This is a genomic window from Sulfidibacter corallicola (assembly GCF_017498545.1).
Lineage (GTDB): Bacteria > Acidobacteriota > Holophagae > Acanthopleuribacterales > Acanthopleuribacteraceae > Sulfidibacter > Sulfidibacter corallicola.
In genome coordinates this window covers 10,914,816-10,927,699 of the sequence record NZ_CP071793.1, presented here as the reverse complement: position 1 = coordinate 10,927,699, position 12,884 = coordinate 10,914,816, and the positions used below count along the sequence as shown (strand labels likewise).

The window sequence follows — 12,884 nt, the reverse complement described above, 5'->3', positions numbered from 1 at the left end:
GGATACCGCCGCGACCTTCAGCCGCGATGGAAGGCCTTCATGAAGGTCATCATTTCGGGAATGTTGCTGACGCGTAACTGGCCCGACATGAACGCCATTTCGGGTGCGATCTTGCCCGACTCCATGTCGAGGAAGGTATCGGCCTCGGTTTCCACGATGCACTTGGCCTCGCCGTGCAGGCCCTCGCGCACGCTGGCCGTTCCGTCCTCCACCGAGAGGGTGAACCGGCCGCCGCCGTCACCGCCGATATCGAAGTGGATCACCGAACGCCAGGCGCCGGCTCGGTCCTCCTTGAATCGGTCGGGCAATGCGAGGAAGAGCGCGTTCAGGGTCACGGGGTCCGTCGCGACCTGGGTTTGGGCGATGGGTTGCTCAGCCGCCGCCGGGGTCTCTGCGCTCGCGGGTTTCGGTGCGGGCGGCGCTTCGTCGCCTGACTTTTTGGTCGGGGTCGCCGCGTAGGCGCTGTTGTAACGGGTATCGTCCAGCTCGATTTTCGCGATGATTTCGCGCATGATGGCCGAGGTACCGCCCGCGATGGTGCCGACGCGGGCATCGCGATAGGCGCGCGCGATCGGGTATTCTTCCATGTACCCATATCCGCCGAAACACTGCAGGCAGCGGTCGATGACGTGGTTGGCCACCTCGGTCGCCTTCAGCTTGGCCATCGAGCACTCGCGCACGGCCATCTCACCCTGATCGTAGAGCCACGCGGTGTGGTAGACCAACTGGCGCGTCGCCTCCAATTCGGTCGCCAGTTCCGCGATTTCGTGGCGGATGGTCTGGAAGCGCGCCACGGGCCGGTTGAAGGCCTTGCGGTTCTGGATGTAGTCGATGGTGCGGTCCAGACACAGTTGCGCGCCCCCTACCGAGGCGACGGCGGCCACCAGGCGCTCGAGCTGGAAGCTCTCCATGATGTAGTAGAACCCCTGGTTTTCCAAACCGATCAGGTTGGTGACCGGCACGCGCACGTCCTCGAACGACATTTCGGCCGTGTCCGAGCAATGCCAGCCGATCTTGTCCAATTTGCGGGCCCGGAACCCGGGCGTGGTGGTGTCCACGAGGATCAGGCTGATGCCCGCCGCACCGGCCTCGGGGTCGGGATTGGTGCGACAGGCGACGACCGCGAAATCCGCATAGAACCCGTTGGTGATGAACATCTTGGCGCCGTTGATCACGTAGTGGTCGCCGTCGCGGACCGCGCGGGTGCGCAGGTTGGCCACATCCGATCCCACGTCCGGCTCCGAAATGGCGATGGCGCCGATTTTTCCACCCGCGATGGCCGGTTCCAGCCAGGCCTTTTTCAATCCATCGCTGCCCGCCTTGGCCAAATGGGCGGTGGCCATGTACTCCTGGACCGAGACGGCCGCGGAGAATCCACCCATGTTCGAACGCTGCAACTCCTCCAAAAACACCACGCTGTAGAAGAAGTCGGCCTCCGAGCCACCCCAGGCTTCTTCGTGATGAATGCCCAGGTATCCCAGTTCGCCCATGCGGCGCCAAATCTCGCGGGGAACCATGCGGTCGCGTTCCCACTGATCGGCGTTGGGGGCGACCTCCTCCTCCATGAATTTGCGGACGCCGTCGCGAAATACCTCGTGTTCGATCGTAAAATACGGTGACTTCATCTTCAGTTCCTTTCCAAATTGCTGTGAATGGGTTGTTTGTGAGATAGGGCGGGTAAGGTTCGGGAGGATCTGCGGTGCCCGGTTGGGTCGCGCGTGGACGTGCCGCCACGAGGACACCCAGGCCGCGAGGCGACCGGATCGTCGTGTTTCGAGGTGAGGTGGAAGTGCGCCGAAAAACCCGAATCGGCGGTCGTGTTCAGGCGTACATGCTGTCGAACAGCGGCTTGTAACGGCGTTCGATGACCGAGTGGCGCAGCTTTTGGGTCGGTGTCAATTCGCCGGCCTGGACCGAAAAGGGGCGTTCCATGATGCGGTAGGCCCGAATCTGCATGTGGTCCGGCAGCTCGGCGTTGGCCCGCGCCACTTCCGCGCGGATCAGGGACTCGATGACCGGGTGCCGGGCCAGGACGGTCGGCGCGCAGGAGGCGACCTTCTCCCGGGTGGCCGAGAGTTGCAGCATCTTCTCGTCCAGTTCCAACAGCGCCGTCAGAAAATCGCGATTGGTCCCGTGAATGTACGCCCGTGCGATGTGGGCCTGGGCATGGAGCGCGTTTTCGATCGGGGCCGGCGCGATCTTGCAGCCGTCGGCCATGGTGATGATCGAGCGCTTGCGTTCCGTGATCCGTACCCAACCCTGGTCGTCGATTTCGCCCAGGTCGCCGGTTTTGTAGAAACCGTCCGCGGTGAAGGCCGCTTCCGTGGCCGGCGGGTTGTTCCAATACTTGGTGAACATGTTGGGCCCGCGCACTTCCAGTTCCTTGTCGGCCCCCACGCGAACCTCCACCTCGGGTAGGGGTCGACCCACCGTGCCCAGCCGATGGTGGTCGGGTGTGTTGAGCGTGCAGGGCGCCGTGGCCTCGGTGCTGCCCCAGCCTTCCAGAATCAGCACGCCCGCGGCATGGAAGAACTCGATCACGGCGGGGTTCAGTGGGCCGCTGCCGGAGATCATGAAACGCAGCCGATTGCCGAACATCGAGCGAATGCGTCGGAGGGTCAGCGCTTCGGCCAAACGGTATTGCAGCGACAGGGGCATCGGTAGCCGTTCGGGTGCCAGTCCCGACCGGCGCACCTTGCGACCCACCCGAATCGACCATTCGAACAGCGGCTTGCGCCAGATGGGCCCGCGCAGGGAGCGCAGGATCAATTCGTGGTAGATCTGTTCGAAAAAGCGCGGCACGGCCACCGCGAAGTGAGGGTTGGCGTTGCGAAAGCTGCGGATCGGGTTGCCGGGGTCCTCGGCGTAACAGATCGTGTGGCCCGCGAACAGGACCAGATAGTAGCCCGCCAACCGCTCGAAGGCATGGGCCAGCGGGAGAAAGCTCAGGGTGGTGTCCAGGCCTTGAAAGCTGCCCAGGTGGCGTTCCACCATGGCGAACGTCGCCGCGTAGTTGCCGTGGGTGAGGATGACGCCCTTCGGGGTGTCGGCCGCCCCGCCGGTGTAGACCACCGCAAGCGTCTGATCCTCCGTGGTCCGCGCCGCCAGGTCGCGAATGGTTTGCACCTCCGAGCGCGACGGCGCACTGCCCACGTAGAGCAGATTGCCCAGGGGCATGATCCAGGGTTCGCCGTAGCTTTCCTTGCCGCGAAAGACGAAAACCCGTTCCAGGAACGGCAAGTCCTCGCGAATCGCGATCACCTTCTCCAGTTGTTCCTCGTCCTCCACGAACAGGAACCTGGCTTCCAAATCTTTGAGAATGAAAGCGATCTCCGTGGAGGGCATGCTCGGGTAGATCGCCGAGGTCACGGCACCGGCCAGCAACGAACCCAAATCGGCATAGACCCAATCGGGGCACGAATTGCTGAGGATCACACTGCGGTCGCCCGGGCGCAAATCCAGCCGCATCAGCCCGGTCGCCACCGCGAAGAGAATGCTTTTGAGACCGCGGTAACTCAGGTCGTGATACTCGCCCTCGCTCTTGAAGCGAAGTGCCGGTTGTTGGTCCAGATGTTCGAAGTGTTCGAGAAGGCGCGGAATGAGAAAGGAGCAAGCGCGATCCGGCTTCCGCGAGCCGTGGGGATGTGGTTGGTCCATGTGTGGTAGGCCTGGTGAAAGGGAACACGTGGCAGGGGATGGGCACATACGATGCTCTTGTATTGTACACATTCTGGTGCTGGCTGGGGCGCATCAGTGTCATGGGCTCCCCGTTTGATGCCAGGTGCGGCGTCGAAGGAGTGCGGCGTCTGCCGGAAGGCGACCGGCCGGCGCCAAGTGCCGGCCGGTGCGGGCGTAGGCCGACCGGGATGTGTCGTGGGCATCGGGACGCCCACCGGGCCGGCCTGCGCGCCGCGACGATCATGCGAAGGTCGCTCCGGCGGACGCTTTTTCTTTCAGCGACGCGGGGGGCAGGAAACGATCGCCCCAGCGGGCCGCCAACGCTTCGGCGCGTGCCGCGAATTCGGACAGGCCGTAGTCGTTGATGAACTGCAGGGTGCCGCCCTTGAAGGGCGGGAAACCCCAACCGAAGATGCTGCCCAAGTTGGCGTCGGCCACGCTGTTCAACACCCCTTCCTCCATGCAACGCACGGTTTCGATCGCCTGGATGAACATCAGGCGCTCGATCACCTCGGCTTGGGGCAGTTGCTGCTCCGCTTGGGGGAAGTGCTTCCGCAGTTCCGGCCACAAATGTTTCGCGCCGTTTTCGGGATAGTCGTAGAATCCCGCGCCGGCCTTTTTACCCACGCGGTCGAGGCGATCCACCATGGTGTAGACCACCGCGTCGGCCGGGTGCTCCGGCGCCTCGCGACCCTCGGCCTCGAAGTCGCGTCGGGTCTGCTCGAGGATGTGGTGAATCAGCGAAAGGCTGACCTCGTCCGTCAGGGCCAGCGGGCCCACCGGCATGCCCGCGTCGAGCCCGGCCGCTTCCAGGGCCGCCGGATGCTGACCTTCGCGCAACAGGGCCATGCCCTCCTGCACGTAGGTGGAGAAGACGCGGGAGGTGTAGAAACCGCGGCTGTCGTTGACCACGATCGGGGTCTTGCGGATCTGGAGGACGAAGTCGAAGGCCTTGGCAAGGGTTTCCTGCGAGGTTTCCTCGCCCTTGATGATCTCAACCAGCGGCATCGCGGATACCGGCGAGAAGAAGTGCAGGCCGATGAAGTTGCCGGGTCGCTTGGAGGCCTTGGCCAGGCCGGTGATCGGCAGGGTGGAGGTATTGGAGGCGAAGATCGCTTGTTCGTCGATGCGGGCCTCCGCTTCCGCCGTGACCTTGGCCTTCAACTCGCGATCTTCGAAAACCGCCTCGATCACCAGATCGCAGCCCTGCAGATCCGCGGCGTGGTCGGTGGTCAGGATGCGAGCCAGCACCGCTTCCCGTTCTTCCGCGGTCATCTTGTTGCGGCGCACCCTTTTTTCCAGTTGGGCCCGGGCCACGTCCTTGCCTTTTTCGGCCTGGGACTTGGTGACGTCCTTCAAGACCACGTCGATGCCCGCGCGGGCCGCCACATCGGCGATGCCGGCGCCCATCATGCCGGCACCGAGGACGCCCACCTTGCGTACCTGTTGGCGGGCCGGTTCGGACGGACGGCTGCCGCCCTTCTTGATGCCGTTGAGCTGGTACCACAGCGCGGTGATCATGTTTTTGGCTTGCGGGCTCACGACGCAGTGGGTGAAGTAGCGCGACTCGATGCGGCACGCCGTGTCGAAATCGACCCAACTCCCCTCGTACACGCACGAGAGAATGTTCTTGGCGGCAGGGTAGTTACCACGCGATTTCTGATACAGCATGGCCGGCGCGATGGCCCACATCTGCGCGTTGTCGGGCTTCTTGGAATCGCCGCCGGGCCAACGGAACCCTTTGACGTCCCAGGGTTTGGCAGGATGGCGATTGGCTTCGATCCATGCGCGTGCGGCAGCCATCATGGCTTCGGGCGTCTCGGCGATCTCGTCCACGAGTCCCCGTTGCAACGCCGCTTCCGGATTCATCTCACGCCCTTCCAACAGCAGCGGCAACGCTTCCTTGAGGCCCAACATGCGCGGCAGCCGTTGGGTGCCGCCGCCGCCCGGCAACAAGCCCAGCTTCACTTCCGGCAGCCCGATCTTGATGCGCGGGTTGCTCAGCACGATGCGGTGGTGGCAGGCCAGGGCCAATTCCAGGCCACCGCCCAGCGCCGAGCCGTTGAGCGCCGCGACGACGGGCTTGCCCAGCGTTTCCAGGCGGCGCGCCAGGCTTTTGAACGCCTCGGCCATCTCCATGACCTGGGCGGCCTCCGTCATCGCGAAAATTTGGTCGATATCGGCACCGGCCAGGAAATCTTTTTTGGCGGAGGTCAGAATCACGCCGGCCAGCGCTTGCTCCGCTTCCAGGTCGGCGATGGCCTTGCTGAAGGGTTCCATGAGTTCACGGCCCAGCACGTTGGCCGAGCGGCCCTCCATGTCGAGGGTCAATGTCACGATCTGTCGTTCGTCTATTTCATATCGAATTGCCATATGGGTCACCTGATGATCAACTTGATAAAACCCGAACGGGTCTTGGATTGTTCTTGGCCGCCGCCTGGGGGGCGGGGGGCGCGAGGGGCTTGTGCCGCGGACCTTAGATGCGCTCGATGACCGTGGCTACGCCCATGCCGGCGCCGACGCACAGCGTGACCAAGGCGAACTGCTTGTCGCGTCGCTCCAACTCGTCCACAGCCGTGCCCAGCAGCATGGCACCGGTGGCGCCCAGCGGGTGACCCAGGGCGATGGCGCCACCGTTGACGTTGATGCGGTCCTCGTCGATGCCCAATTCCCGTTGCGCCTTGAGGACCACTGCCGCGAAGGCCTCGTTGATTTCCCAAAGATCGATGTCCCCGGCCGTCAGCCCGGCTTTGCCCAGCGCTTTTCGGCTGGCGGGTGCCGGGCCGGTCAGCATGATGGTGGGTTCGTCGCCTACCGCGGCGTAACCCCGGATTCGGGCTCGCGGCCGCAAGCCCAATTCCTCGCCGATGCGCCCGTTGCCGATCAGGGTCAGGGCCGCGCCGTCGACGATGCCCGACGAATTGCCGGCGTGGTGGACGTGTTCGATGCGCTCCAGTTGAGGGTACTTGCGGCGGGCGTGCAGATCGAACCCCATCTCGCCTGGCATTTGAAACGACGGCTTCAGCTTGGCGATCGATTCGGGGGTCGTCTCGGGACGAATGGTTTCGTCGACTTCCAAAATCGGCAGGCCGTTGAGATCGCGGACGGGAATCAGGCTGTTGTCGAAATGGCCGTTGTCGCGGGCGTGTGCCGCCTTCCGGTGGGACCGTGCCGCGAAGGCGTCGAGCTCTGCGCGGGGAAAGCCTTCCAAGGTGGCGATCAAATCGGCCGAAACCCCTTGGGGAATGAACGCCGTGTCGCCGTTAATGCGCGGGTCCAGGAACCAGGCGCCGCCATCGCTGCTCATTTTGATGCGGGACATGGATTCGACGCCGCCGGCTACGACCAAATCCTCCTGGCCGGAGCCGACCTTGGCCGCGGCCAGGTTGACCGCTTCCAGACCCGAGGCGCAGAAGCGGTTCAGCGTCTGGCCCGGTACAGCCTGGTCCCAGCCGGCGTACAACACCGCGATGCGGGCGATGTTGCCGCCCTGTTCTCCGATCGGTGTGACGCAGCCGAGCACCACGTCCTCGACTTTGGCGGTATCCAGGTTGTTTCGTTCGCGCAGTGCGCCGAACAGCGGCGTTAACAGGTCGATGGGTTTCACCTCGTGCAGGCTCCCATCTTTTTTGCCTTTTCCGCGCGGGGTGCGGACGGCGTCGTAAATGTAGGCTTCGGTCATGACATCTCCGTATGTGGCGAACGCGTGAATCCTCGCCGGGTGTCGGCGCTCGGGCGTTCGATGGAAAAGTGGGTCGTTCGATTGGGTGGGCATCCGGAAGAGTAGCCGCGAGGGCGCGTCCATCGGCTCGCGACCGGGCCGGTCGCATCGGCGGCGTCCGTGGACCGATACGATGGGTCCGCAAAGGTAATCGAGTCACCGGGTGCCCGTACGATCGGGAATCGCCATCGGTGTTCGGCCAGTTGCGGAACGCGCGCGCTGCGCGGCGTTCGGATCGAGTTACCCGAACCACGGCGGCGCGGCTCGAAGGGGTGTTCGAGGTCTTTTGAATTTATAGAATGGTATTCTAGAAGGGGTCAAGAGGTTTTCGCATTCAGCGCCAACTGCGCTAGACTGTGGCAGAGGCCCGTGGGATGGGGAAGAGACCGACAGGAGCGACCGCGGAAGGTCATGAGGCCGGCCGAACGCGGGGCGCAGGAACAGAGGGATCGGCGGGACCGATCCACGAGAGAGGAGCCGCTTTGACGTCACAACCGGTGGACAAGAAACGAGGAACGGCGGAGCGCCGTAGTGCGATATTGGCGGCGGCGAGGACGCTGTTCAGCTCGCAGGGATATGAGAAAACGACGATGCAGCAGGTCGTTCGCGAGGCGGGCACCTCGATCGGGAATTGTTACTTTTACTTTAATAATAAAGAGGCGTTGTTGCGGGCTCTGGTCGAGGAGATCACCCACGAGATCAAGGTCGATGCGGAAAAGGCCGTTGCCCGCATGGACGGCGCGGTGGTTCCGAGGCTGGCGGTCTCGCTCCACATTCTGTTCGCCAAGGTCCTGGAGAATTCGGCCATTTCCCGGCTGATCTTGCTGGGCCTGGCCCAACCGACCCTGCGCGAGGCCACGTTCGCCTATTACACCGCGGCGCTGTTGCGCTTTTTCGAAGAGCACCCCAACCTACTGCCTGAAATGGATTCGGAATTGTTGGTGGAGGCCTGGTTGGGCGGCTGTGCGGCGGTCCTGGAGGCCGCGGTGACTGGCGACATCGACCGCGATCCGCACGAGATCAGCCGTTTTCTGGTGGGTTGGAACTTGCGCGCCTCTGGGGTGGCCTCGGCTGACGTCGATGCCGGCCTGGCGGCCCTGGATCGCTTCGTGGCGGAACACGCCTGATACGGCGAAGGCGTTCGGTTTGGGTTCCGTGCGGGCGTGCCGGCAGCCTGTCCGGAGCCGCACAGGTAATATGCCCCCAAATCGTGTAGAAAACCCTGCACCTAGTGGAAGTGGTGTGCATGACCCCGTCGGGATTTGGCGGTGCAATGGCTTAATCTCATCAACCACGGAAAAAACCATGGATGGTATCTTCGAAAAGGAAGACTTTGCCCACGAATCACTCGAATTGGCACGAATGAAAGCACTTACAGGTGACTGTCCCCGCAATGCCCCGCAATCCCACCCCCCCCCGCAATCCCCACAGGGAAAGCACTTACAGGTGACTGTCCCCGCAATCCCCGCAATCCCCACAGGTGACTGTCCCCGCAATCCGCAATGCGCCTTCCGGCAATGCCTCTGGAGAAACCGGATGTGTTGGATCCAAGGGAAGTTCTAGAATTCGTGTCAATCTGTGTGATTCGTGGACAAACTTCTTTTGGCCAAGAGTGATCCGAAAAGTGACGGTTTACCCTTCCCGAGTAGGTGAGAGAATGCCAGATCGCAGCGTGCCAAAGAACGCAGAGGCAGATCCGGTCGACCTCTCTGGTTTCCTCGGTATTGGCTTCATGTTGTTTTCGAAGACAGCGAGACCGGTTTGATCTGACGGGCTCTCGGTGTTCACCTCGCGCTCTTGGGTCAGCGATCCCCGAATGGTTTCTTGAACGTTTGTGGTGCATATCGTGTCGGGACTGCGTGTTTCCTGTTTAAACTGTTGAGAACATTGTGCCTCTGAGCCTCTTCGATATGCCTTGTCCGGTTCGATTGTCGGAGCTCGGTGGATTTTCCGTTTGCGTCTCCGCGGCGATGAAACCACTTTCGGACGCACGGCGTGATTCCGACAAGGTAGAATGGACAGGTACCTTGCTACCGCCATCGCTTTTCTTGGAGCCGTATGTGACGCGACAAGCCCCTTCGACCCTCGCCACGCTCCTCGACCGCCCCGTCCTGACCCTGACGGTCGAGAGTGGACCTGATTACGGCAAGTCGATTCGATTCGATCAACCGCGCATCACGTTGGGTCGGGCCGCGCACAACGACTTCACCGTTCGCGATCTCTACGTCTCCGGAAACCACGGCGTGTTTTTGCGCTCGGAAGAGGGATTCTGGTACAAGGACCTCAACAGCAGCCACGGCACGCAATTGGAGATGGGCGGGCTCGGCTATCATCTGCACCGCGATCGCAAACAATTGACGGTGCTGCTTTCCGACCACGGGGTCCTCCGCCTGGGCGCCACCAGCATTCATTTCGAGGTGGAGCGCGTCTACCACAGCGAGCGCGAGCGGGGCGCCAGCGGCATGACCCTGACCCAGGCGACCGACGATCAGTTCATGGCCTCCTCCACGCCGCGCGACGCGTTCAGTCACCATTTCGGTGCCAAGGACAAGAGGCTGCGCGTGCTGTTCAAGCTGGCCAACCAATTGAACGGGCTCAGCCATTTGGACAAAATCCTCGAATTGGTGAGCGATGCCGCGTTTCAGGCGTTTGGCCAGGCCAACTTGTTTGCAATCAGCCTATTGCACGACGGGCGCGGGCTTCAGCCGATATTGGTGCGCACCCGCGATCTGGCGGAACAGGGCCCGCGCGAAGTGGCCATGAGCCGTTCCATGCTGGAGCGGGTCGTGCGCACCCGCGAGACGGTGCTTTTCTTCCGCGGCGAGGAAGAGGAAACCGCCGATGGCGGCGAGCTGACGGAATCGATCGTCCAGGCCAACATTTCGGCCTGCATGTGTGCGCCGTTGGTGGGCCAAAAGAACATGCTGGGCGTGATGATGGTGGACACGCGCCAGAGCAACAGTCGGTTCAACCGAAACGACCTGGACCTGTTTTGCGTGTTGGCATCGAACGTGGCGTTCGCCTTGGAGCGCGCCAAGCTGACCGAGGACATCTACCGCATGTTCGAGGGTTTCGTGGAAGCCTCGGTCGTGGCGATCGAATCGCGCGATCCGGTTACCGCCGGTCATTCGGAGCGCGTCGCGAAATACAGCCTGGCCCTGGCCGAAGCGGTGAACCAGGCGCGCAGCGGCCAATACGGTCGGCTCCGCTTTTCCTCGGCCGAATTGACCGAGCTGCGTTATGCGGCCTTGCTCCACGATTTCGGCAAGGTCGGCGTCCGCGAGGGCGTGCTGAGCAAATCCGAGCGCCTGACGCCGGAGCGCATGGCGCTGATCGAACAACGTTTCGCCTACATCCGCGGCATCTACCGCCAGAACCTGTTGGAGGATCTGGTCCGCGATGCGCTTTCCCAATGTATGCCGCCCGATCCGGAGCTATACGCGACCATCGACATGCGCGTACGCCATTTCTCGCGCCAGTTGGACGAAGATCTGGAGTTCATTCGCGAGATCAGCTCCAAATGGACGTTGACCAACGAAGACATCGTGGCGGTTCGCAAGATCGGCGGCCAACGCATCAGCCTACCGGGCGGACATCACCTTGATTTTCTGACCCCGGTCGAAGTGGAGCACTTGACGACCCGAGTGGGCAGCTTGACCGAGGACGAGTGGGAGGACATGCGGTCGCACGTGTCCCGCTCCGAGGAGTTCCTGAAGCGCATTCCCTGGAGCTGCGATTTGATCAACGTGCCCGACATCGCCGGTGCGCACCACGAGAAGTTGAACGGCAGCGGGTACCCGCGCGGTATTTCGGCGTCCGACATCCCCGCGCGGGTGCGGATCCTGACGATCGCCGACATCTTCGACGCGGTCACCTCGTGGGACCGACCCTATTGCTCGCCCTTGGACGTGGACCAGACGGTGGCGTTGCTGGAGCGACAGGGTGAGAACGGCGAGCTCGACCGCGACCTGGTCCAGCTATTCAAGATCGTCGCGTTGCCGCGGGTGCGCCACCTGGTCCCGCAGCGGTGAACCGACGGCGCCATCGAAGATCCAGCGCGGGCTTCACGCCACGTCTGTTGGCCCTTGGCGGAGCCGGGCCACGTCCGTAGGCCCTTTGCGGAGCCGCGCCTCCAGGGTTGGAGTTTGGGAACTCCGGGGAGCTTCGTAGTCCCGCCCCTCCAGGGCTGGGTTTTGGGTACTCCGGAGATCCAGGGTTACGCCGCCGTCCCGGCGCCTCACCCTTCGCTGTATTGTGTCGTCCCTTCAGGACGCCCGCTGGTGGCGTGCCTACGGCACGCATTTTTATATATGGTGGTCCAAACATACGGCCGGCCATCCCTTCAGGATTGGCCGCGAACGGTGACCATCCAAGTATTCGGTTGACCGCGGGTGATGCGCATCCCGCCATACCACAAGGCTGGGATGGGTTTGCCCCGGGTCGCGCTGTAGGTGCGACCGGACGTCGCTATGGACCACAACTTATTTAGAACGCGCACCTCTGGTGCGCCACCAGCAGGGACCCTGTAAGGGTCACACAGTACAGCGAAGGCGGTCCGGCGATCCGGTTAAGGAGCCGACGGCGACGCAACCCTGGTTGTTCGAGGTTCCCGCATCCAGCCCTGGAGGGGCGGGACTACGAAGCCCCCCTGAGTACCCGGACCCCAGCCCTGGAGGGGCGGGACTACGAAGCTGCGAAGCGCGTGAAGGGAACGAAACGGGCGGAACAAGGCCCGCCCGTGAAGATCCGTCACCCCTTGCGCTGGATGCCCACCGGGATGCGGGTCGCTCGGGCCAGTTCGCCGCGCTCCAGCACGCCCGGATCGGCCGCGACGGCCAACGCCAGATCGGTGGCGTCCTCGCCCCAAAACAACTCGCCACCCGCCACCAGCGTGGGAATGCCGTAGACACCGGCCTCGATCGCGGCTTCGGTGGAGCGGCGCAGTTGGTCCTTGACGGCCGCATCCGCGATGCGCTCGGCAGCATCGGCCATGCCCAGCTTCTCGGCCACCGCCGCGAATTCGGCGGGGTCCTCGATGTTGCGTCCCTCACCCCAAATGAATTGGAACAGGGCGTCCACCACTTCGAGCCGGTTTCCGGCCGCTACCGACAACCGCAGGGCTTTTAGGGGATTGAAGGGATGAGCCGGCGGGAAGACGAGCGGGAATCCCGCTTGCTCGGCGCGCCAGATGACGTGGCGGTAGGTGAACTCCCGCTTGCCCGGGATCTCGGCGGGCCCCAACTGGCCCCAGTGATTGAGCAAGGCGGCGAACAGAACCGGACGCGGATTCAGGTCGATGTCCGCGTGGTCTCTGCGAAGCTTGACCCACTGCATGTAGGCAAAGGGCGAAATGAAATCGAAGTACCAATCCAGTTTCGTCATGTGTGGCTCCCTCGGGCAAAACCCATGGCATGCTTCGGGGCCGAATTCGACCGTTTCCCCGATGGAAACCGTAGCCGAATTCGGCCGTCGATGTGGTTGCGAA

Annotated in this window: 7 protein-coding genes; 2 read left to right on the top strand and 5 right to left on the bottom strand. The window is 63.1% G+C overall.

From position 1 onward, the window contains the following. Nucleotides 1-17: 17 nt before the first annotated feature. From J3U87_RS32415 to J3U87_RS32400, 4 genes are all read right to left on the bottom strand, one after another. Complete coding sequence (locus tag J3U87_RS32415) at nucleotides 18-1,625, bottom strand: acyl-CoA dehydrogenase family protein (protein ID WP_237379956.1); 1,608 nt, start codon at nucleotides 1,623-1,625, stop codon at nucleotides 18-20. A 196-nt stretch (nucleotides 1,626-1,821) separates the two neighbouring features. Beyond that, entirely contained in the window at nucleotides 1,822-3,657 is a 1,836-nt protein-coding gene (locus J3U87_RS32410; RefSeq protein ID WP_237379955.1) for an AMP-dependent synthetase/ligase, read from the bottom strand. 261 nt (nucleotides 3,658-3,918) lie between these two features. Beyond that, nucleotides 3,919-6,051, bottom strand: coding sequence for a 3-hydroxyacyl-CoA dehydrogenase NAD-binding domain-containing protein (locus J3U87_RS32405; protein WP_237379954.1), 2,133 nt, complete (start codon nucleotides 6,049-6,051; stop codon nucleotides 3,919-3,921). A gap of 103 nt (nucleotides 6,052-6,154) precedes the next feature. After that, nucleotides 6,155-7,360, bottom strand: a complete 1,206-nt coding sequence (locus tag J3U87_RS32400) for an acetyl-CoA C-acetyltransferase (RefSeq protein WP_237379953.1) — start codon at nucleotides 7,358-7,360, stop codon at nucleotides 6,155-6,157. 521 nt (nucleotides 7,361-7,881) lie between these two features. On the opposite strand from J3U87_RS32400, the gene J3U87_RS32395 reads away from it, so the two are divergent. Together J3U87_RS32395 and J3U87_RS32390 are read left to right on the top strand one after the other, a co-directional pair. Beyond that, nucleotides 7,882-8,526, top strand: a complete 645-nt coding sequence (locus J3U87_RS32395; protein ID WP_237379952.1) for a TetR/AcrR family transcriptional regulator — start codon at nucleotides 7,882-7,884, stop codon at nucleotides 8,524-8,526. A 933-nt stretch (nucleotides 8,527-9,459) separates the two neighbouring features. Next, nucleotides 9,460-11,430 (top strand): HD domain-containing phosphohydrolase, encoded by a 1,971-nt coding sequence (locus J3U87_RS32390; RefSeq protein ID WP_237379951.1) that lies wholly within the window; start codon nucleotides 9,460-9,462, stop codon nucleotides 11,428-11,430. Nucleotides 11,431-12,148: 718 nt separating this feature from the next. Here the strand turns inward: J3U87_RS32390 and J3U87_RS32385 are convergent. Next, the gene (locus tag J3U87_RS32385; RefSeq protein WP_237379950.1) at nucleotides 12,149-12,781 is read right to left on the bottom strand and encodes a 2-hydroxychromene-2-carboxylate isomerase; all 633 of its coding nucleotides are present in this window, start codon (nucleotides 12,779-12,781) and stop codon (nucleotides 12,149-12,151) included. Between the last annotated feature and the right edge of the window lie 103 nt (nucleotides 12,782-12,884).

Excerpts from the sequence above, each read along its gene's own strand:
- J3U87_RS32415 (WP_237379956.1), bottom strand. The coding sequence starts at position 1,625 with ATGAAGTCACCGTATTTTACGATCGAACACGAGGTATTTCGCGACGGC.
- J3U87_RS32410 (WP_237379955.1), bottom strand. The coding sequence starts at position 3,657 with ATGGACCAACCACATCCCCACGGCTCGCGGAAGCCGGATCGCGCTTGC.
- J3U87_RS32405 (WP_237379954.1), bottom strand. The coding sequence starts at position 6,051 with ATGGCAATTCGATATGAAATAGACGAACGACAGATCGTGACATTGACC.
- J3U87_RS32400 (WP_237379953.1), bottom strand. The coding sequence starts at position 7,360 with ATGACCGAAGCCTACATTTACGACGCCGTCCGCACCCCGCGCGGAAAA.
- J3U87_RS32385 (WP_237379950.1), bottom strand. The coding sequence starts at position 12,781 with ATGACGAAACTGGATTGGTACTTCGATTTCATTTCGCCCTTTGCCTAC.